Source organism: Rahnella sp. BIGb0603, assembly GCF_024808755.1.
GTDB lineage: Bacteria > Pseudomonadota > Gammaproteobacteria > Enterobacterales > Enterobacteriaceae > Rahnella > Rahnella contaminans.
Genome location: NZ_JANUEX010000005.1, coordinates 497,314 through 517,833, shown reverse-complemented (window position 1 = coordinate 517,833; position 20,520 = coordinate 497,314). Strand labels below are relative to the sequence as shown.

Below are 20,520 nucleotides of genomic sequence, written 5' to 3'. Positions count from 1 at the left end.
GTGATCGCCCTTTGCACGGTTTATCGGCAGGCCTTGAAGAATGTTTAGTCAGTTATTTCAGTCGCCTGTGCCTGCGTCGCAATGACGACTTTGGCGATTTTAGCTGGCAGTGGTTTACGTTTAATCAGGGATTTATGCTGCCGGTCAGACGCAAACATATTTTGTTACTTTACGATGGCAAAAGATTTTGGGACGGATAAAACACAAATGATTACTATTCACATTCTCATTGCGTGCTCTTCTTAAAATTTGCGATTCGGGCTGATGACTGCGGTCAGAAGATCCTGTTTAAAGACAATGAAAAGAAGCGGCGGCGCTTTCTATTAATGTGGTTTTTACGGGATACATTATGTCTTTCAGTGGCAGGGATTACGGCGCGGAAACGTCTGCGCCGGAGAACAAAAGTAAGCTTTCAACCTCATTGTCGGCACTGGCGATCCTGGTCATGACGGCTTCCTCCGCGGCTCACGCCGCAGCCGCCACCGGCACAGCGACAGCCGCCGCGCCCGCCGCCGATGAGAATATGGTTGTGGAAGGAACAACGGGCGGAACCGCCGATGAGTCACAGGATTACAACGTCAAAACCACGCGCGCGGGCACGAAAATGTTGCTGACGCCGCGTGACGTACCGCAGTCCGTCAGCGTGATCACTCAACAGCGCATGCAGGATCAGAACCTGCAATCGGTCGGCGACGTGATGGATAACACCACCGGCATCTCGACGGAAGTGATCGACAGCGAACGCGTTTCCTATTTCTCACGCGGCTTTTACATCAATAATTACACCTACGACGGCATTCCTTCTTCCGTCAGCGATACCTGGAACTTTGGCGATGCCGCCGAAGACACCGCCATTTATGACCGCATCGAAGTGGTCCGCGGCGCAACCGGGCTGATGACCGGTGCCGGTAACCCGGCAGCGTCCGTCAATATGGTGCGCAAACAGGCGGACAGCAAAGAGTTCACCGGCAATATCAGCGCCAGTTACGGCAGCTGGAATAAGCAGCGTTATGTGCTCGACGTTTCCGGCCCGCTCAACGAAGAAGGCTCGGTGCGCGGCCGCGTCGTGGCCGGTTATCAGGCTCAGGACAGCTGGCTCGACCGTTACCATAAAACCAAGAAATTCATTTATGGCGTGGTCGATGCCGACGTGACAGATAACACCACGGTGTCGCTCGGCTACGATTATCAGGAAAACAATACCGGCAATCCGACGTGGGGCGGGCTGCCGACCTGGTACAGCAACGGCGCACGCACGCATTTCGACCGCAGCACCAACACTTCCGCGGACTGGACGCACTACAACACACAATCGCGCAAAGTCTTCGCCAATGTGAAACATGATTTCGATAACGGCTGGACATTCCGCATCAACGGTACGCACGGCGAACAGAAATTCGACGACAAGCTGCTGTATATCGAAGACTTCCCGGACGCGACGACGGGCGAAGGGATTTCCGGGTTCGGCAGTAAAGACCGCGGAACGCGTAAACTGGACTCGGTGGATACCTACGCCAGCGGACCTTTCCAGCTCTTTGGCCGCCAGCATGAAATGGTCGCGGGCGTCAGTTACAGCCGCCAGCACAACTCGACATACAGCGCCAACGGCCCGATCGACAGCGACACCATGGGCAGTTTCAACAACTGGAACGGCGATGTTGCGGAACCGGAATGGGACGACTGGTATCTGAACGCCGACGACGTGGTACGCCAGAAAGCGGGCTACCTGGCGACCCGGTTCTCGCTGGCCGACCCGCTCTCACTGATTATCGGCGCGCGTTATACGCAGTGGAGCACCGTTGGCAGCAGCGGCAACATGAGTAAAAATAACCTCACGCCTTATGGCGGGCTGGTTTACGACATTGACGATACGTGGTCGGCTTACGCCAGTTATACCTCCATCTTCCAGCCGCAAACCTACCGCACCCGCGACGGCCATTATCTGGCACCGGCCACCGGGAAAAACTACGAAACCGGCCTGAAATCCAGCTGGATGAACGACCGCCTGACCGCCACGTTCGCCGTTTTCCGCATCGAACAGGATAATGTCGCAGAAGCTGACGGCGACAACTTCGTCAATGACACCAGTGAACAGGCCTACTACGCCGCGCAGGGCACGGTCAGCAAAGGGGCAGAATTCGAGATTAACGGCGCAGTGACCGACAACCTGCAAATGACTTTCGGCGCCACACGCTACGTTGCGCGCGATAACACCGGCGGGCGTCTCAACAGCAATATGCCGCAGACGCAGCTCAAACTGTTCAGCCGCTATCAGTTGCCGTGGATGCCGGATCTCACCGTCGGCGGAGGCGTGAACTGGCAAAACCGTACCTTCCAGGATGCCACCGGGCCAGACGGCAACACAGTGCGCGTGTATCAGGGCAGCGTTCCGCTGGTTAATTTGTTCACCCGTTATCAGGTCACCCGTCAGCTCGCGGTGCAGGCGAATATCGATAACCTCTTTGACCGCAGCTATTACTCATGGCTGAGCGATTACGCCGTTTACGGCCAGCCGCGCAGTTATTCCGTCAGCCTTTCTTACGCGTTCTGATTTGACCCGATGAACGTTTTGCCGCAGGCGTTGTGCCTGCGGCTTTCTGTTCTCCAGAAAGCATTCATGAACTGAATTATTGAGTCAGGTCATCTGCGGAAAAAACTTGAACAGGTCTAATAGATACACCTTAATTTTCAGGTTACGTCTATGACCGGTAAACGCATCGCCCCTGAAAAACGCACTCTCCGCAAAATGATCCACAAATACCGGCCAAAGAAATAATGAGATTTCAGTACTAAGACTGCTTTCACCTTTCGAACGCCATCGCGTAATTAACCCCCTTTTGATGCGGTAATTGCGCGATTGGCTTTCGGAACATTCCGATAACATCCCTGAAATAAACCAACAAAAACGACGCCTCACGTCTGATTATCTCAGGGAATAACCATGACTCGCCTTCATCGCGCAACAGGCGGCTGTGCCCGTTTTGTCTGCACTTTTCTTCTGTTGTCTTTAGTTTCGGTATCATCGGCCTTCGCACAATCCGCAGGCTGTACCGCACTGAATAACGCAACGTTTACCTCCGCGACATTCGCTGCACAGGCTTATCAGGCCAGCCAGTTTGACGCCGGTGATACGTTGACCCTGACGTTTACCGACTCCGGTGCTGGCGTGAACAGTGACAACACGAATACCGACAGTTTCGGCCTGACGAACTACGGGATGAGCACGTTCACAACCTATTACCCCACAGCAGGCTCCGGCGGTATGGCGGGAACACATACTTATACCGTCACGGGCTCGCAACTGGTGAGTGCCGGACTCCGGTTTCGCATGACGACCAGCCACGGCTACCTCAGCCCGCTCACGGTTTCCTGTACCTCTGCGGCCAGCGTATCAACAGACGCCAGCCTTTCGGCGCTTTCGGCCTCTCAGGGTTCACTGTCTCCGGCGTTTTCCTCCGGCACCTCGTCTTACAACGTGGTTGTGGCCAACAGCGTCACCCGCATTTCTCTGACGCCAACCACCAGCAATAACACGGCAACCGTCACCGTGAACGGCGTTTCCGTCACATCGGGCAGCGCATCCGGTGCGGTTGCGTTAAGCGAAGGTAATAACACATTAAGCGTGGTCGTTACGGCGGGAGACGGGACAACCACTTCCGCCTATACCGTAGTGGTGCAACGCAGCGGGCTGCCACCGGTCGCAGGTTCGAACAACGCCAGCGTGGCATTTAACAGCAGCAATAACGCCATCACGCTGCCCCTTTCCGGCGGAACAGCCACATCGGTGGCGGTAACGTCTCCGCCCGCACACGGCTCCGTTGCCATCACGGGAACCACCGCCACTTACACACCTGCAAGCAACTATTCTGGCGCGGACAGTTTCAGTTATACCGCCAGCAATTCGTGGGGAACGTCCACTCCGGCGTCCATCAGCCTGACAATTTCTGCGCCCACGATAACCCTTTCCCCCGCGACGCTCGCAGCAGCGATTTCCGGCACCGCTTACGCCCAGACATTCACGGCAAGCGGCGGTTCGGGCAATTACAGTTTCTCGATATCAGGCACATTACCGTCAGGTTTAACGTTCACACCGGCTGGCGAACTTTCGGGAATACCGGCAGCGGCGGGAAGTTATCATTTTGCGATTATTGCGCAGGATACGGCGAACGCCGCGTCGGGGACGCAAAACTACACAATAACGGTTTCCGGGCAGGCGCCGGTTGCCAATGCGGTCAGCACGACCGTCACCGGGAACAGCAGCAATAATGCCATTGTGCCCTCACTTTCCGGCGGAGCGGCGGCGTCGGTCACCGTTGCCACCGCCCCCCTTCATGGTACGGCGGTCGCTTCCGGCACATCCCTGAGTTATACGCCCGTTGCCGGATATTCAGGCACGGATACCTTCACCTATACCGCCAGCAATAACTGGGGAACCTCTGCGCCAGCCACCGTCAGCCTCCATGTGACCAACGTGACGCTGAGCTTCACACCGGCCAGCGGCACATTGTCTTCTGCCACGGCGGGCACGCCGTGGTCACAGACCATCACGGCCAGCAGCGGCACTTCGCCTTACACCTACAGCGCGTCCGGCCTACCCGCCGGCCTGACAATCAGCGCCAGCACCGGCGAAATTTCCGGAACGCCGACGGTATCTGGTCGCTATACAATTCAGGTCAGCGCTGCGGATAACTCCGGGATCACCGGCACGGTCAGTTATCAGCTTATCGTTGCCGGTCAGGCACCGGTCGTCAGCGCGGTGTCATCATCCGTGGTCGCCAATACCCGTGAGAATCTGATTGAACCGGTGTTATCCGGCGGCGCAGTAACGTCGCTTGCCATTGTGCAACAACCCGCACACGGCACTGCGCGGATCCAAAGCCTGAAAATCCGCTATACGCCTGTCGCGGGATATTCCGGCAGCGACAGTTTCATCTACAGCGCGTCCAACAATTTTGGCGCGGCACAGGCGACGGTCACACTTAACGTTACCGCCACGACGCTGGCATTTACGCCCGCCAGCGGGGCGTTGCCGGAGGGTCGTGCAGGCACAAGTTACCGTCAGACGTTCAGCGCTTCCGGCGGCACAGCGCCTTATCAGTACCGCATTTCTGGGGTTTTACCGGCCGGATTAGCGCTGGCTGGCGATACCCTGAGCGGGACGCCAGCCGCCGCAGGCAACAGCAATTTCACGCTGACGGCAACGGATGCCAGCGGCGTAACCGGTCAGGTCACGTATACACTCAATATCATCACTGCGGAGCCGGTGGGTGCGAGCCATGCCGCTTCCGTACTGGCCGGTAAATCAGTGCGCGTTAACCTGACCGAAAGCGCCACAGGCGGCCCGTTCACCGGCGCGCGCCTTGTTGATTTACCCCCAAAAACATTAGGTAACGCCACGCTCGGACAGAGTGAAAACAGCGTCTATCTGGATTTTGATGCTGCAAGTCAGGCTTCCGGCACCGTGGCTCTGCGTTATGTGCTGCTGAGGCAAGATTCACAATCTGCGCCTGCGACAGTGACATTCACCATCGCAGGACGCCCTGATCCGTCAAAAGATCCAGATGTTCTCGGTCTGGTCAGTGCCCAGATTCAGTCGGCGCAGAATTTTGCGCGCGCTCAGATCCGTAACTTCAGCGATCGTCTGGAAACCCTGCACAATCCGGCCAGTGTTCACAGCGGGATGAACGGTATCCGCTTCAACATGCCGTCGTCTAAAAAAGAACGCGGACTTGACGATACGCTGTGGAATTCTGCCTGGGAAAATAACCGTCAGACCCCCGAATTGCCCCAGCTGACAGATAAAACCTCCGCACAGCATCCGCTCAACCGCAATAATTCACGCATCAATTACTGGACCGGTGGCTTTGTCGACTTTGGTCATTCCGGCAAAGACGGCGTGAGTTTCAGCCATACGCTGGTGGGGATCAGCACCGGCGCAGACTATCAGTTCACCCCTGCATTTACCGCAGGTATGGGGATGGGTTTTGGCCGGGACGTCAGCGACATTGGGGACAGCGGCTCCCGCAGCAACGGGCGCTCCGTCAGTTCAGCGTTTTATGGCAGTTATCATCCGGACAACTACTTTATCGATGGCCTGCTCGGCTATAGCCGTCTGGACTATGACAGCCGCCGCTACGTAACAGAAATGGATCACTACGCACGCGGCGACCGTGGTGGTTATCAGGTATTTGGCGCAGTCACCACAGGTTACGATTACCGCCTGCCAGACCTGCTTATTTCCCCTTACGGACGTCTGCAATTATCGCGCACCCGTCTGAACAGCTACACCGAATCGAACGCCGACGCCTATGATTTAGCCTTTGCCTCACAAGTGCTGAATGACGTCACCGGCGCCGTTGGGATCCGGACGCAGTACGCGTTGCCGCTGACCTGGTCGATGTTGCGCTGGCAAAGTCGTGTCGAATACACGCACGCCTTCAGCGATCAGGGACGCGCCCGTCTCGGGTATGCGGACAGCGGCAATGACAGCTGGAGCGCAGATGTTTTCGGCGACAGTCAGGAAAATATCGTGCTGGGCATGGGGCTGGATTTCCTGCTGCCACATAACATTACGCCGGGCATCGCGTATCAGGGAACGCTGGGGCTGGATGATGCGCGCAGCCGTTCGCAGATGATCATGGTAAGGGTGAATATCGGATTCTGAGGCGTTTAAGAAAAGAGTTACAGGGCGCGAAAGCGCCCTTTTTTTATGCGGGATTGGGTGCGTGGTTTAGGCCGGGAACTAGCGACTTGCATCGACATCCGGGTTTTCAAGCAGGGCGAGATAACGCTGCGTTACTGCAGGAAGATTCTCTTCCAGCCATTTCGCCATTTGCTCTTCCTGAACTTTGATCGTCCTAAACGTCTGTGCGCCTTGCAGGTCACCCACGGCTTCGGCGGCAACAATCAGGGCGCTGTAACAGGCAATCTCGAAATGCTCGAACACATAGCCGCTGATCCCGCCCTTCACCACTTCATCGCTGACAAACATTCCGCTCAACGACTGTCCCATCGCCGTGGCTTTCGCGGCAACATCTTTAATCACCGAATGGGAAGTATCGAGGCGATCCAGCACATCCTGAACCAGTTTCTGCTGGCCCTGTGTTTCCACAATGTGCTCCTGGATGCGGCGCTGTAAAAGCGGGTAATGTTCAAGCCGGTCCGCCATTTTAGTCAGCATGGTTTCTGCTTGTTTTTCCATTGCATGCGCGTCACGCACCCAGTCAATATAATTTTCCTGCGCTTTAGATTTGCTCATTGTTATTCCTTTCATTATAGGGGACGTTACGTAATAGTTCGTGCGCAATTAACTCTTTGCAGTTTTAGTCACGGGTTGTGAACCCGCAATAACCGTTAATTTTTTATCGGTGTCTTTTTCTTCCTGCAATGTTTCTTCAAGTAATTTCGCAGCCTGAGAATATCCCAGTTTTTTCGCCAACGCGGCTAAGGTTCCGTAAGTCGCAATTTCATAATGCTCAACTGGTTCCGTAAGTCGCAATTTCATAATGCTCAACTTTTTGGGCAGCACCGATAAGCCCGGCGTCCAGCACTTCGCCTTTTTCAACAGAATCAATCAGCTCCTGCGCTTCTTCTACCAGCCCTTCCATCGCATGACATTTCATACGTTTAAGGCGAATTTCATCAGAAGACTCAACGACCTGATCTAATCTTTCAATCTGTCCCTGCGTTTCTTCAAGGTGTGTTTTGAAAGCATCGACCAGTTTAGGGTCAGTGGCGGCACGGGCCATTTTAGGCAGCGCCTTGGTTATCTGACGTTCAGCACTATAAACATCAGATAAATCATGAATAAATAATTCTTTTAAGGTTGTAATAGACATTATAGTTCCTTTTTATGGAGGCGAATTTATTAACTCATTAAGCGTAGCCCCTTTGAGCCCCGTAAATTTTGTTTGAGACTTATCTCATCAGAAATATAAAATAAAAATCGTTTTTTATTCATCACTAAATACGCTAACTCCCTGCCTGCTATGACGATAATATTATTTACCGACAACAGAAAAAAATAACATCGCTTTTATATTAAAAAGCAAACATCCATTCATGACGTCATGAATACAGGAAGTGCGTTCGTTTTGTTTGTTCACCGTCAAACGCATTTTCTGCAATGGGAAGTAAAGAATGTAACTCACTGCAACGCTTGAAATTTCTCTGGAAAGCAAACCTCAATTTCGCATTAAGCCTGTTGGTTTACTTCTTTGTATTACGCTATAGTGCGCCCGCTGCGGCAAAATCCGCAGCCGGGTTTCGCAGCCTGAATACTAAACCAGTAACACATATGTGATAATTATGTGTTGGGCTTCCTTGTACCTGTCAAACACCGATTTCGTGTTTGCACATTCAATGGTGGCTCAGGCAGGGCAACCCTCGGGTTGGCCGGGTTTCTGGTTTGTACCGGTACTGCGAACCTTGTCTGAGCTACCACCATTAAGAGTTTCGCAGCTCTGGCGGTGGTTAAATTAACAAACCAGAGAGTAAGACAATGAAACTATCGCATAGCCCCACTTTTCTGCCCTTCTGCACCGCGGTTCCTGCGCAAGCCAACACAGGAGCAAACCGTTATGACTAATCAGGACTGGCATCAGGCCGATATCATTGCCGCGTTACGCAAGAAAGGCACGACGCTTGCCGCCGTTTCCCGCGCTGCCGGTCTGAGTTCTTCGACGCTTTCAAATGCGCTTTCCAGACCGTGGCCCAAAGGTGAAATGCTGATTGGTCAGGCGCTGGGTATTCCCCCTTCCGTCATCTGGCCGGGTCGCTATTACCATCCTGTCACCCATGAGCTGATGCAGCGACCGCCGCGCGCGGCGAACCCGATTTAAAAACAGGTTTGAGGAAATAAGATTAAGGGTGCTAAATGCGCCCTTTTATTTGTTCATGTCAAAAACACCGAACCTGTAACCCACTGTAAATATCCTCTTTAAATACTGCGTTAATTGTGGCGGAAGTTTGCTTAACAATGAATTAGCAATTAAAGCTAAAGGTCGCAACATGAAAAGGTGTTTATTGGCATTGTGCCGGATAAATATCTCAAGTGCGCAATCGCCTCTGATTATTACGGCACATTCTGAATACCCGAATCATCCGGGTATAGAGACTGTATTAGTGAGGAGTAAATCCATGAAAGGCTTAGTAAATGATGTTTTATCCATATTCTATCCAAAAGCTGTTAAGCCTGTTTTGGTGCGCGCCGGATTATCGCATCGTGAAATAGCCTCCCTGCAAGCCGTCGGCGTGACCACGGTTTCCTGGGCTACGTCCATGGAAGAACTCAACAGCGCGTTTGTTAAAAAAGCGTTAGACGCCGGTGCCGTCGGCTACCACATCACCAATGTGGAATCGCACAAACCGGGCAAGGAAGATCAGCACGTTATGACCGCAACGGCGACCTTCTACCATATCAACCACAAAGTGGCTTATGGCTAATGGATTACAACAGCAGTGTTGAAATGAAAATGCCGCATACCGGGAAGGTTTGCGGCATTTTTTAATTCTCAGAATGGCTATTTGCCATCAACTGAAGGGAACACTCTGCGCCATCAACGCCCATCATTCTCTTTTTCTTAATGTAAAGAACGGGTAAGATTAGCCCGAATAACAACAAATAAGGAAAGGGATAGGAAATGGGATCGATGGTTTTTTGTAGAGGATGCGGAAAGGAGATCCACGAGTCTGCCAAAGCATGTCCTCACTGCGGAGCCACTCAAGGCATTAATACGCAGGGGACTAAAAGCAGAATTGCGGCAGCTTTATTAGCATTCTTTTTAGGGGGTTTCGGCGTCCACAAGTTTTACTTAGGCAAAATCGGGCAAGGTTTCTTATACCTCATTTTCTGCTGGACGTTTATTCCGTCAATAATCGCATTCATTGAGTTCATTATTTACTTATGCGATTCAGATGAGAATTTTGCCAAGAAATACGGCTGAACTGACTCATCCGTCACGATAAAAGCCACTGATTAAGTGGCTTTTTTTGTTTGGTGCCTAAAGCATTGTTCATCTGTTTCTAACACTAAGAATATATAGGCAGCAGTAAAAATAACTTAATCACGATGACATTAACGATATCGATAAAGAACGCGCCCAGCCCGAGGCCACAGTGTCCGGATGCTAAAACAACCGCATCATAATTTATACCCATCACGCGGTACGTAATAAAAATCGCATACAGCGCCATGGTGACGGTCTGAACAAACATGATCGCCATAATCGGTAACGCCAGCGAAGCAATCTCCCAGAGTTTCAGGCTCATCAGCGCCATCGCAAGAAAAAGAGACAAACTCACATTCCCGAAAATCGAGACAGCGTGTTCAAAAACACGATAAAACCCAACCAGGACAACGTGTTGCTGAGTATCACGCCGATAAATAAAACATAAACGAAAGTGGGCACCTCAAGCGAGTAGCCTTGCATAAGGTCTGATACAAACCTTCCCGCGCTCAGACAAATCGCGATTAACGCTATGGTTTCCACAAATATTAACGGCGTGATCTCGCGCGCAGCTCCCGGTTTTTCAAATAACATCGGATCCGCGGTATCGTCCGCGACGCCGCCGGAAACGGCGCACCGGCTCATCTGAAAACTCCCTGTAAAACCATCAATTCATCGCAAAATAATTTGACTTAAGTTGCGATACAGCAAGCATTCACTTAGCATATGCAGGCTTAAATTGACTTAATGCAAAAGGAATTCAGTTTTGAAACCATCACTTTGTGACGTCATTGATTTCATCAGGGAGGAAACCGGGTGCCGTAATGATTTTATCGACGAAAACACCCGTATTGAACATGACCTCGGAGTTTCCGGGGATGATGGAGAATATTTTTTAGAGGCAGCACAAAAGTTTTTCGGAGTTAGCCTCGATACAGAAGAACTAAGTTTCAGATCTCTTTTTGGCTTACAGGATAACGAATACCTTTTCCACTCGGAAGGTTTAGACCTCCTTGGGATTAATTGCCTTATAGATTGGCTACGCGGAATAAAACCCCCTGTTATCGTAGATTTAACCGTAGGTCAATTTCATCAGGCCTTGATTAGAGTAAGTGAACATAACCTTGCAAAGTAACTCTCATCACAATGTGAGTCTGATATTAAAACGCTTCGGTAGTCTGGATATGTTGGATTATTAACAATTAAATGTAATCTCGCTTCCAGTAATTATTTATGGGGAAAAAGTCAAAAACACTAAGTGTTTGAATTTCAATCAAAATAATAGTTTCACTCACCACATAATACTCACCAACGAGAAACCTCCATAAAATGAATCTTCTTAGAAAAAAAAGAAATCGGACATCCTTCTTTCTATCCTATGCAGGCGTATTTATTGCTGCATTAATACTCACATCTTTTGCTGTACAGTTTTTTTCATCTGGCAGAACGGAATCACAGATGCAAAAAAAATACCTGGAACAAGCATTCGAAATCTCTTATGGATATGGAATGACGCTAACTGTGATATATGCAGCAGCAATTGTTGCTTATTTTATCATCATGTCCCAACGACTTAATGATATTGGTGTAAAAAAACCGGTATTGATTTCGCTAATTATTTCAATTGCTTCTGTTATTTCTGAACGAATCAATTATTTAGCCGGCGTTAACCTCATCTCTTTGGGAGTTGATTTTTTAACTCTCATTGCCGTTATATCATTACTATTTATTCCACCCAAAACTGGAGTTGTTTCAACATCCTGATATACCACAAAAAAACCCAGCTCCGCCATTCGGCAGAACCGGGTTTTCAGCAATCGTTGCGCGTTAAATCAGATTACATCTGGATCAGATGTTTGATTTTCACGTCCGGATTGGTGTCGGCGGCGTAATCAACGCCGTTCAGGCCGAAGCCGAACAGGCGCATGAATTCGCTTTTGTAACCTGCGAAATCCGTCAGTTCAGCGATGTTATCGTTGGTGACTTCGTCCCACAGTTTACCGACTTCTTCCTGCACTTCTGGCGCGATCTCTTTCAGGTCAGCGCGCAGACGGCCTTCGTTGTCCAGCAGCGGAGAAGCGCCGTACAGGCTCTCTTTGTACAAGCCGTAAACCTGTTCGATACACCCTTCGTGGGTGCCCTTCTCTTTCATCACTTTGAACAGCAGGGAAAGGTACAGCGGCATCACAGGAATGGCAGAACTCGCCTGAGTCACAACGGCTTTCAGAACGGAAACGCGTGCGTCGCCGTGCTGTTCTGACAGTGATCTGCGGATATCCAGAACACGTTTGTCCAGATCCTTTTTCGCTTCGCCGATAGAACCGTTCCAGTAGATGTCCTGCGTCACTTCTTCACCCAGGTAGGTGAAGGCCGTGGTTTTCGCGCCATCCGCCAGCACACCGGCTGCTTTCAGGTCTTCAATCCACATCTGCCAGTCTTCGCCACCCATCACCGCAACAGTCCCGGCGATTTCTTCCGGCGTTGCAGGTTCGAGCGTGGTTTCGTTAATGGTTTCTTTATCGGTGTTGATGCCACGGATAGTCACTTGCTTACCGATTGGCTTCAGGGTGGAGTTGAACACTTCACCGGTTTTCGGATGGGTACGGCGTGGCGCTGCCAGGCTGTAAACCACCAGATCAACCTGACCGAGATCCTGTTTAATCAGTTCGATGGTTTTCTGTTTTACTTCATCAGAGAACGCGTCGCCGTTGATGCTTTTAGCATACAGGCCTTTTGCTTCAGCGAATTCTTCGAATGCGGCAGAGTTGTACCAGCCCGCAGTGGCGGTTTTAGATTCATCGCCCGGACGTTCGAAGAAGATGCCCAGTGTGGCAGCGTCAGAACCGAAAGCAGCGGAGATGCGGGCAGCGAGGCCGTAACCGGTGGAGGCACCGATCACCAGGACTTTTTTCGGGCCGCCGTCGATTTTACCCTGTGCGGTCACGTAATCGATTTGTTCTTTAACGTTCGCCTTGCAACCTTCCGGATGGGCAGTAACACAGATAAAGCCACGAATGCGTGGTTTGATAATCATATAGACCTCATTGTTGCAACTGTCTCAGTAAATTGGCCGATAGAATATAGGTTTGCGCCGTTTCAGGCAAAACCTGCTGCTTTATCCCATCGTAAACAGACTTCTCTTAAGTGAAAACTGATTCAATTTTACCCGAATGGATAAAAAAACCACCGGACTATCCTCTGTGAGCAAGTGTAATCCAGTTCACGTCCCGCTCCTGCGCGCTGTTCAGTATTTTCCGAAATTTCAGCATCCGGCGTGCCACAAACCACTCATTTTCCCTTTTTCCTACCAAAATCCTCAACATGCATTACGTTTAATAGTTGTGTGATCTGCATCACACTCCATAACGACAATAATGAAATACAGGGAGCACTTGTGACTGACAAACTCAAAGACGGACAGGAAAGCGAGGCGAAGAAAACGCCGCAGCCGACCGAACCGCTGGTAAAAGTAATAGCGTTCATCGCCACCCTCGGTGGTTTGCTTTTTGGCTACGACACAGGGGTGATCGCGGGCGCGCTGCTGTTTATGAAGCACGACCTTCACCTGACCTCGGTGACCACCGGGATGGTCACCAGTTTTCTGATACTGGGTTCCGCCATCGGAGCCATCTGCGCCGGACGTGTCGCTGACCGGTTTGGCCGCAAGAAAATCATCCTCGTAATGGCGCTGATTTTCATGCTCGGCTCGCTGGGTTGTGCGCTGGCACCGAACGTCGTGCTGATGATTATCTTCCGCTTCATTCTCGGGCTGGCCGTCGGCGGCGCAGCGGCGATTGTGCCGATTTATATCGCCGAAATTGTGCCGTCTAACCGCCGCTGGCAGTTTGTAACCTTGCAGGAACTGATGATTGTTTCCGGCCAGCTGATTGCATACACCAGTAATGCGGCGATTAACGAAGTCTGGGGCGGCGAAACGACGTGGCGCTGGATGCTCGGCGTGGCATGCGTTCCGGCGGTGATTTTGTGGGTGGGCATGTTATTCCTGCCTGACACACCGCGCTGGTACGCCATGCATGGCCGCTACCGCGAGGCGCGCGACGTGCTGGAACGCACCCGTAAAGCGGGCAAAGTCGAGAAAGAACTGAGCGAAATCCGCAGTTCCATGAGTTCTAAAAGTGAGAAACACTCACGCCGCCAGAAGACCATTTCCGTGTGGATGAAGCGGCTGGTCGCGCTGGGGATCGGGGTCGCGATGCTTCAGCAACTGTCGGGCGTAAACACGATTATGTTCTACGCGCCGACGATGTTGCAGGCCACCGGCCTGAGCACCAATGCGTCGCTCATGGCGACTATCGCGAACGGCGTGATTTCGGTGATCATGACGTTCGTGGGGATCATGCTGCTGAGCCGTTTCGGACGGCGTCCGCTCTTGCTCACCGGGCAAATTGGTTGCACCTGTACGCTGCTTGCCATCGGGCTGGTGACCTGGCTGATGCCGGAAACGGTCAACGGCCATCCTGATGCGGTGCGAAGTTATCTGGTGCTCGGCGGGATGCTGATTTTCCTGTGCTTCCAGCAGGGCGCGCTGTCGCCGGTCACCTGGTTGTTGCTGTCGGAAATGTTCCCGATGCGCATCCGCGGTATGGCGAACGGCGTCTCGGTATTTGCCATGCAGATGACGAACTTCTCCATCGCGTTTATGTTTCCGATCATGCTCGAAAGCATCGGGCTGACCTGGTCCTTCTTCACGTTCGCCGCCATCGGCGTGGCGGGCGGGATATTCGCGGTGATTTTCGCCCCGGAAACCCAGGGTAAAACGCTGGAACAGATCGAGAAACACTTCAAAAAGCATTTACAGGATGACCCTGCGCCAGAGCAGGCAGGCGTTTAAACCTTTTCACCGGCGCAGGGATGCGCCTTTCACTCACGCCTCACGCATATTAAAACGGTGCTTCCGGCATACCGGACACCGTTTTTCATCTGCTGACCATGCCGTAAACGGGCGGCGGCATGTCGTACACACCGCGCCCGTTGTTTCCAAAATTTCTAAACCCGCCGCGATATCTTTCTCCACGCCGATCGCTTTTTCGAAGCACAGGGTTTCGCAGTTGCCGCAACCCGTGCATTTCTCCGCGTTCAGCGTAAAAGACGTGTTGCTGATATGCATCGCTGATTCGGGACAAACCCGCGCACAAGCGCCGCACAACGAGCACTTTTCGCGATCCAGCACGATGCGATATTCAGTGACCTGCGGGAAGCTGGCGCGTCTTGCCCTGCCGCCCGGTGTAACGTAGCCGGTCTGGCGGGAATCGTCTTTAATCCGCAGCCAGTGACGGCGCGATCCCTGCTGAGTCTCTTCAGAAGGCGGCTGTAGATTCCACAGCGGTTCACCGGTTTTTTTCAGCCAGATATTCAGCGCGGCAACCGCCATAAGCCAGCCGGAATGCGCACCGGTCTCCATCTCGACGCCGCGTATCTGGTGTTGCACGTGCCACATCAGCAGTTCGTTAACTGACGGCGCGCTCAGGCTCAGCGGCATCGTCAGACAGCCGTCGCGGTAAGCACGTTCCGGCGGCGTAATGCCTTCAATCGCACCGGCCGGACAGGCAAAAAGACAGGCCCCGCAGGCCGTACAGCCTGCGGTTTCTATTTCAATCTTTCCGTTGTTTACCTTTATGACGCCCGCGCCGCAGACATCCACGCAGGCCTGGCAAGGGTTGAGGGGAAGCTGGTTACGAACGCAGGCCCGTCCGGCACCGGCTTCGGGCGGACGGGCATTGAGCGAAAACAGTTTCATTAATGAATGCTAAAGAAGTTAAAGCGCAACATCACTTCGGCAATAAGGATTAGCACCGCGCCCGCCAGCAACCGCAGGCGGCTGAACCGCTGCGTGTGCAGAGACAATGCCGTCACGCACGCACCTGCAATCAGTAACGCCCAGGCCGCAAAACGCGTGACCGCCATCTGCCCGTAAGCTTCCAGGGGCTGATGCGGGAACGTGATGAGATCCGCGCCGCCCAGGCTCGCCAGATAGTTGCCGTAAACCGGCTGAACCAGCAGGCGCAAAACGGTGATCGCGATCAGCACGCCAATCGACATCACCGCCAGCCTGCGCACCGTTCCCCACGCCAGCATCGGACGAGCCGCCAGTGTCCACATTCCGCTGACCGCGCCGAGGGTCAGCGCGGTGCCGCCAAACATCACGTAGGTGTTGAAGTGCATCCACGTGACAACGGAAGCGTGAACGTAAATCGCGCTCATGCAGAAGATATCCACCGCGCCCATCGCAACGGCAATCACCATTAACAGCGCGATCACCCGTTTGGTCAGAAGCGCAATCAGCGTCGCCAATCCCAGCGCCGCCAGATACGCACTGGCAAAAACGATTTCACGGCTCAGCCACGAACTGCTGAAATGGCTCAGTGCATGCAACGCGTTGAGCGGATACCCGAGATGCGCGGTGGACGCGATAAGCCCGAGCGCACCGGCAATAAACGCCGTCAGCATGGCGGGCAGCGCAAGACGATGCTTTTCTCTGGCGCTCAGTTTGTCCGCGCCGGAAATCAGGATCAGCGTGGTGAACAGCGTGATGCCGACGGAACTCTGGATCAGCAGAGTGAAAATAATAAGTGGCCATTCGTGCATGATTATTTACCTCCCTTTTCAGCGCCCTGATGCGGTTTGATGACCAGACTGGGCTGCGTCAGCGTGGACTCCGGCAAACCCTGAACGTCGCACAGGTCGCCGTATTGCGCGCGTAACTCGTCAATTGGCCCGAATTTGATCGCGCCCAGCGGACAGGTCGCGACGCAAACCGGTTGTTCTCCGGCGGCTTGCAGATCGACGCAAAAATCGCATTTCGACATCTGGCCGGTTTCCTGATTTAACTGCGGTGCACCGTACGGACACGACCACGCGCAGTAGCCGCAGCCGACACATTTGTCGGTATTGACGCGCACAATGCCGTCGCCAGGACGTTTGTGCATGGCGGTAGTCGGGCAGTTTTTGGTGCAGATCGGGTCTTTGCAGTGGTTGCAGGAAATCGACAGCGTGTAGGCGTAGACGTTGTTGTAAACGCCACCCTGCCCGGTGGGTACGAATCCGCCGCCTTTCACTTCGTAAATACGGCGGAAACGGCGGCCCACTTCCAGATTGTTTTTATCCTTGCAGGCAACCTGACAGGCCTTGCAGCCAGAACAACGGGAAGAGTCGATAAAGAAACCCAGCTGGCGGTCACTGACCGGCGCGTAATCTATAAATTGGCTCATGCTTTAACAACCTCCACCAGCATGGTTTGATGAGAATTCCCTTTTGCGAGCGCGGTAATGCGCGCCGAACTGAGCACGTTGGCGCAACCGCCACGGTCAACGCCGTTTTCGTCCGGCTGCCACCACGCGCCCGCCTGTAAAGCCACCACGCCGGGCATGATGCGCTGCGTCACTTCCGCCGGGATCAGCGTCACGCCGCGATCGTTGTGAATGCGCACGCTGTCGCCCTGCGCAATGCCACGCTGCATGGCATCAGCCGGGTTGATCCACAGTTTTTGCTCCTGGACTTCTTTCAGCCACGGGTTGGCGTACTGCGTCGAGTTCGCGCGGTTTTTACCTTTCCAGGTGATCAGCTGCAACGGGAAGCGGGCAGAAAGTTCATCTTCCGGGCCTTCGTGCGCCGGAACGTAATGCGACAACGCCGGGATTTCCGGGTGCTGCATGTCGTAAAGACGCTTTGAGAAAATCTCGATTTTGCCGGAAGGCGTCGGGAACGGATTGTTTTGCGGATCGCGGATATTCGCTTCGAATGCGATATGCGGTTTGTCTTTAAAAAGATAACGGCGGGTGATCAGCAACTCGTCAAAGGTCGGCAGTTTCTCCTCCGGCATCGATTCACGGGTTTTCTCCCAGATGCTGACGATCCAGTCTTTTTCCGTACGTCCGAGACTGAACTCTTTTTCAACGCCTAGTTTGCCCGCGACTTCCCGTAACCAGTCGTAGTCGGTACGGCTTTCAAACTGCGGCTCTATCAGCTTTTCAGAAAGGATCAGGTAGTTACCGGTTCCCCACGACTCGCCGATATTCCAGCGTTCCATAAAACTGGTTTCCGGCAGTAGCAGATCGGCATACTTCGCGCTGGGCGTGAGGAACAGGTCGCTGGCCACAATAAATTCAATTTTGGAATCATCTTCGAGAACCTTGACGGCCTGATGGATATCCGGGTTCTGGTTTGCCAGATAATTCCCCGCCAGCGAAAACAGGATGCGGATATTGCTGTCCAGTTTGTCGCCTCCGGTCAGCCCGTCCGCTGGCGTGATTTTACTGGCGTCATCCGCCGCCTGCACCCAGTTCATCACCGAGATTTTCTTCGATACCGGATTGTCCGGCATTTCCACGCCGGCGGTGAATTTACGGCTGCTGTCACCGCCATAACCGCCTGCCCAGCCGCCTTTCACGCCGACATTTCCGGTGATCGTCGCCAGTAATGTCGAACCGCGCGCAGTGCGTTCGCCGCAGTTGTGACGCTGCGGGCCCCAGCCCTGGATCAGCGCCGCCGGTTTGGTGGTGGCGTAATCACGCGCCAGCTGGCGGATGGTTTGCGCAGGCACATGCGTGATTTTTTCCGCCCATTCCGGCGTCTTTTTCACGCCGTCTTTCGCGCCGGTCAGGTACGCCACCAGCGACTCATTGGCCGGAACGCCTTCTGGCATCGAACGTTCGTCAAAACCCAGGGTGTAACGCTCAACAAACGCTTTATCATGCAGGTTCTCCGTGATGATGACGTACATCATCGCGTCCATCAGCGCATTGTCGGTGGAGGGGAGCAGCGGGATCCACTGATCCGCCAGAGAAGCCGCCGTATCCGAATAGCGCGGATCCACCACGATAAACCGGGTGCCGTTCTGTTTCATTTTCTGAAAATAGTGGTTGGTATGCCCGAATATGGTTTCATTCGGGTTATGTCCCCACAAAATCACCAGCGGCGTGTCCGCCAGCGTATCCAGCGTATTGCCGCTGGCTGCCGCGCCATAGGTGTAAGGCGTCGCCGCCGCCGTATTGCCCATACTCACCGAGTGATAAGTATTGAGATAACCACCGGTCTGGTTCAGCAACCGGCGCACCATGGTATCGCCGGAGAACGGGCTGCCGCTGACCGCCGTGCCGACGTGAACATAGCGCGATTCCGGGCCATATTTTTCCGTGATGCGTTTGAGATTATCCGCAATCAGCGTCGTGGCTTCGTCCCAGCTGATCCGCTCGAATTTGCCTTCGCCGCGCTTGCCGACGCGCTTCATCGGGTATTTCAGCCGGTCAGGGTGATAGACAAACTTCCGGTAACTGCGCCCGCGCACGCAGGCGCGCATGATGGGCATTTCCGGGTCGAGATCGGCATCCGGACGGGTGGAAATGCGGGTAACGACGCCTTCCTGAACATGGGCGCGGATATCACATTTGCCACCACAGTCGAATGAACTACAGGTGGGAACGATGTTTTCCGGTGAGGAGGGGAGTTCCTGTGAGGCGACGGAGATTTTCCCGCCTGCATGTGCAAATTTAAAGCCGATCAGAGGAAGTGCAGCCACCATGCCGCTGAGTTTGACAAAATCCCGGCGGTTAACGCCTGAGGGATCCTTACAATCTTCATTATTTTTCATAACATTAGCTCGCAAAAGAAAAAATCATCTCATGCGTAAGTCAAATTTTTCCTTGTGTGATATCAACGCGCACGCAGGTGGCCTCTCCTTTCGGGGTATACGCGCATTATTTTTTAATTTCATAAGGTTATGTATTAATTACCGTGATGTATCGCACATTACTCATCACCCGGAATAGGTATTAAACTTCGGAGTATTTCTGCCCGTCACATTTGATGCATCATGTTGTATAATCGGCTTCCACGAATTCTTCCTTAATCCGGGTGCGCGCACTCTATTGCTACGGTGAACTTTGAATTATCCCATCAGCTCAATTAACCACGCCTATCTGGGCAGCAGCGTCTACGCCACCTTGCGCGAAGCCCTGATTACCGGCCGCCTGAAACCCAATGACCGTCTGCGGATCCGCGAACTTGCGGAACAGGTCGGCACCAGCGTGACGCCGGTGCGTGATGCGATTTTGCAGCTGGCAAAAGAGCAGGCGCTGGAAATGCGCACACCGAAAGATATTCGTGTTCCGCAGCTGGATGAACAGCAGTATCAGGAAATCCGCACGTTGCGTTTAGATCTCGAAGGTCTCGGGGCGGAAAAAGCGGCGCAGACAGTCACCGAATATGAGTTACAGCGCATCGCACAGAACATTGAAAACAACCGCAAAGCCATCAGTAGTGAAGATTTGCCGGAGGCGCTGCGCCTCAACAGTGAATTTCATCTGATGCTGGCCGAAAGCGCGCGCATGCCGCTGCTGAGTAATTTCATCGACAGTTTATGGATGCGCACTGGCCCGCTGATTGCGCAGGCGTACGCACATTTTTCCGAGCGGATGGCGATCGAACATCACGAAGAAATTTTGCGCGCACTGCGCAAAGGCGACAGCGCAACGGCAAGAAAAGCCATTCAGGAAGACATTCTCGACGGCAGCCAGAAGATGGTCAAATTCCTGGCCGCCAGCCGGGAAAGGTGATT

Annotated in this window: 15 protein-coding genes and 2 pseudogenes; 9 read left to right on the top strand and 8 right to left on the bottom strand. The window is 53.1% G+C overall.

Annotated elements, in window-relative coordinates; genetic code table 11:
* Positions 1-349: 349 nt before the first annotated feature.
* Positions 350-2,551, top strand: a complete 2,202-nt coding sequence (gene fhuE / locus M2403_RS16455) for a ferric-rhodotorulic acid/ferric-coprogen receptor FhuE (RefSeq protein WP_259230114.1) — start codon at positions 350-352, stop codon at positions 2,549-2,551.
* Positions 2,552-2,941: 390 nt separating this feature from the next.
* The gene (locus M2403_RS16450; RefSeq protein WP_259230112.1) at positions 2,942-6,664 is read left to right on the top strand and encodes an autotransporter domain-containing protein; all 3,723 of its coding nucleotides are present in this window, start codon (positions 2,942-2,944) and stop codon (positions 6,662-6,664) included.
* 78 nt (positions 6,665-6,742) lie between these two features.
* On the opposite strand, the gene M2403_RS16445 is transcribed toward M2403_RS16450, so the two are convergent.
* Positions 6,743-7,258, bottom strand: a complete 516-nt coding sequence (locus M2403_RS16445) for a ferritin-like domain-containing protein (protein WP_152326692.1) — start codon at positions 7,256-7,258, stop codon at positions 6,743-6,745.
* A gap of 48 nt (positions 7,259-7,306) precedes the next feature.
* Positions 7,307-7,838 (bottom strand): annotated as a pseudogene (locus M2403_RS16440) (ferritin-like domain-containing protein).
* Between the two features lie 741 nt (positions 7,839-8,579).
* On the opposite strand from M2403_RS16440, the gene M2403_RS16435 reads away from it, so the two are divergent.
* The 3 genes from M2403_RS16435 to M2403_RS16425 all read left to right on the top strand — a co-directional run bounded on the left by M2403_RS16435 (position 8,580) and on the right by M2403_RS16425 (position 9,944).
* The gene (locus M2403_RS16435) at positions 8,580-8,840 is read left to right on the top strand and encodes a helix-turn-helix transcriptional regulator (RefSeq protein WP_259230110.1); all 261 of its coding nucleotides are present in this window, start codon (positions 8,580-8,582) and stop codon (positions 8,838-8,840) included.
* Between the two features lie 298 nt (positions 8,841-9,138).
* Positions 9,139-9,444, top strand: a complete 306-nt coding sequence (locus tag M2403_RS16430; protein ID WP_165059914.1) for a DUF1471 domain-containing protein — start codon at positions 9,139-9,141, stop codon at positions 9,442-9,444.
* Positions 9,445-9,641: 197 nt separating this feature from the next.
* A complete protein-coding gene (locus M2403_RS16425; RefSeq protein WP_152326695.1) occupies positions 9,642-9,944 on the top strand; it encodes a TM2 domain-containing protein in 303 nt (100 codons plus the stop codon).
* A gap of 85 nt (positions 9,945-10,029) precedes the next feature.
* Here M2403_RS16425 and M2403_RS16420 read toward each other — a convergent pair.
* Positions 10,030-10,619, bottom strand: a pseudogene (locus M2403_RS16420) (sodium/glutamate symporter); the annotation flags it as partial.
* Positions 10,620-10,713: 94 nt separating this feature from the next.
* Here M2403_RS16420 and M2403_RS16415 point away from each other — a divergent pair.
* Together M2403_RS16415 and M2403_RS16410 are read left to right on the top strand one after the other, a co-directional pair.
* Positions 10,714-11,082 (top strand): hypothetical protein, encoded by a 369-nt coding sequence (locus tag M2403_RS16415; protein WP_259230109.1) that lies wholly within the window; start codon positions 10,714-10,716, stop codon positions 11,080-11,082.
* A gap of 323 nt (positions 11,083-11,405) precedes the next feature.
* Positions 11,406-11,711: a hypothetical protein gene (locus M2403_RS16410; RefSeq protein WP_259230108.1), complete on the top strand. Its 306-nt coding sequence runs from the start codon at positions 11,406-11,408 to the stop codon at positions 11,709-11,711.
* Between the two features lie 73 nt (positions 11,712-11,784).
* On the opposite strand, the gene fabV is transcribed toward M2403_RS16410, so the two are convergent.
* Complete coding sequence (gene fabV, locus M2403_RS16405) at positions 11,785-12,981, bottom strand: enoyl-ACP reductase FabV (RefSeq protein WP_259230107.1); 1,197 nt, start codon at positions 12,979-12,981, stop codon at positions 11,785-11,787.
* Between the two features lie 345 nt (positions 12,982-13,326).
* Between fabV and M2403_RS16400 the strand changes: the two genes are divergently transcribed.
* Positions 13,327-14,799 carry a sugar porter family MFS transporter gene (locus tag M2403_RS16400; RefSeq protein ID WP_152326815.1) on the top strand — a complete coding sequence of 491 codons (1,473 nt, stop codon included), beginning with the start codon at positions 13,327-13,329 and terminating at the stop codon, positions 14,797-14,799.
* Between the two features lie 33 nt (positions 14,800-14,832).
* Here the strand turns inward: M2403_RS16400 and M2403_RS16395 are convergent, their stop codons facing one another.
* The 4 genes from M2403_RS16395 to M2403_RS16380 are packed head-to-tail and all read right to left on the bottom strand — an operon-like array spanning position 14,833 to position 19,554.
* Positions 14,833-15,705, bottom strand: coding sequence for a 4Fe-4S binding protein (locus tag M2403_RS16395; protein WP_259230105.1), 873 nt, complete (start codon positions 15,703-15,705; stop codon positions 14,833-14,835).
* Positions 15,705-16,553 (bottom strand): DmsC/YnfH family molybdoenzyme membrane anchor subunit, encoded by an 849-nt coding sequence (locus M2403_RS16390; protein WP_152326698.1) that lies wholly within the window; start codon positions 16,551-16,553, stop codon positions 15,705-15,707. The genes M2403_RS16395 and M2403_RS16390 overlap by 1 nt, the downstream gene beginning before the upstream one ends.
* A gap of 2 nt (positions 16,554-16,555) precedes the next feature.
* The gene (locus M2403_RS16385; protein WP_152326699.1) at positions 16,556-17,176 is read right to left on the bottom strand and encodes a DMSO/selenate family reductase complex B subunit; all 621 of its coding nucleotides are present in this window, start codon (positions 17,174-17,176) and stop codon (positions 16,556-16,558) included.
* Positions 17,173-19,554, bottom strand: coding sequence for a DMSO/selenate family reductase complex A subunit (locus M2403_RS16380; protein WP_259230103.1), 2,382 nt, complete (start codon positions 19,552-19,554; stop codon positions 17,173-17,175). Before M2403_RS16380 ends, M2403_RS16385 begins: the two co-directional genes overlap by 4 nt.
* 292 nt (positions 19,555-19,846) lie before the next feature.
* Here M2403_RS16380 and M2403_RS16375 point away from each other — a divergent pair, with 292 nt between their 5' ends.
* Entirely contained in the window at positions 19,847-20,518 is a 672-nt protein-coding gene (locus M2403_RS16375) for a GntR family transcriptional regulator (RefSeq protein ID WP_259230101.1), read from the top strand.
* Positions 20,519-20,520: the final 2 nt, after the last annotated feature.

What these genes read in the sequence shown, in the direction of transcription:
- fhuE (WP_259230114.1), top strand. Translation starts at nt 350, where the DNA reads ATGTCTTTCAGTGGCAGGGATTACGGCGCGGAAACGTCTGCGCCGGAG.
- M2403_RS16450 (WP_259230112.1), top strand. Translation starts at nt 2,942, where the DNA reads ATGACTCGCCTTCATCGCGCAACAGGCGGCTGTGCCCGTTTTGTCTGC.
- M2403_RS16445 (WP_152326692.1), bottom strand. Translation starts at nt 7,258, where the DNA reads ATGAGCAAATCTAAAGCGCAGGAAAATTATATTGACTGGGTGCGTGAC.
- M2403_RS16435 (WP_259230110.1), top strand. Translation starts at nt 8,580, where the DNA reads ATGACTAATCAGGACTGGCATCAGGCCGATATCATTGCCGCGTTACGC.
- M2403_RS16430 (WP_165059914.1), top strand. Translation starts at nt 9,139, where the DNA reads ATGAAAGGCTTAGTAAATGATGTTTTATCCATATTCTATCCAAAAGCT.
- M2403_RS16425 (WP_152326695.1), top strand. Translation starts at nt 9,642, where the DNA reads ATGGGATCGATGGTTTTTTGTAGAGGATGCGGAAAGGAGATCCACGAG.
- M2403_RS16410 (WP_259230108.1), top strand. Translation starts at nt 11,406, where the DNA reads ATGCAAAAAAAATACCTGGAACAAGCATTCGAAATCTCTTATGGATAT.
- fabV (WP_259230107.1), bottom strand. Translation starts at nt 12,981, where the DNA reads ATGATTATCAAACCACGCATTCGTGGCTTTATCTGTGTTACTGCCCAT.
- M2403_RS16395 (WP_259230105.1), bottom strand. Translation starts at nt 15,705, where the DNA reads ATGAAACTGTTTTCGCTCAATGCCCGTCCGCCCGAAGCCGGTGCCGGA.
- M2403_RS16390 (WP_152326698.1), bottom strand. Translation starts at nt 16,553, where the DNA reads ATGCACGAATGGCCACTTATTATTTTCACTCTGCTGATCCAGAGTTCC.
- M2403_RS16385 (WP_152326699.1), bottom strand. Translation starts at nt 17,176, where the DNA reads ATGAGCCAATTTATAGATTACGCGCCGGTCAGTGACCGCCAGCTGGGT.
- M2403_RS16380 (WP_259230103.1), bottom strand. Translation starts at nt 19,554, where the DNA reads ATGAAAAATAATGAAGATTGTAAGGATCCCTCAGGCGTTAACCGCCGG.